Annotated in this window: 1 protein-coding gene; it reads right to left on the reverse strand. The window is 64.8% G+C overall.

The window, feature by feature from the left end:
- Window positions 1-219, reverse strand: a 219-nt coding sequence (locus C5470_RS22385) for a hypothetical protein (RefSeq protein ID WP_166291978.1), incomplete at both ends; no start/stop codon positions are given.

A 219-nucleotide genomic window follows, 5' to 3' on the forward strand; every position in this document is an offset into this window, starting at 1 on the left:
ACAGTCCCACCCCTGCTCCCGCCGCCATGCGCCCGAACAGCACGGTGCCGAACACCACCTTTTCCTGCCCGCTGGTGCGCGATAACACCTGTGCCCAGGCCAGATGGCACAACGTTGCCAGACTGACACCCAACTGCTGCGCCTGCTGGCGCAGACGGGCATTCAGTTCCGCCGGCAACATCCGGTGGAATTCCGTCACCTGTGAGCCGTCACGGTGGA

Source organism: Photorhabdus stackebrandtii, from assembly GCF_011189495.1.
GTDB lineage: Bacteria > Pseudomonadota > Gammaproteobacteria > Enterobacterales > Enterobacteriaceae > Photorhabdus > Photorhabdus khanii.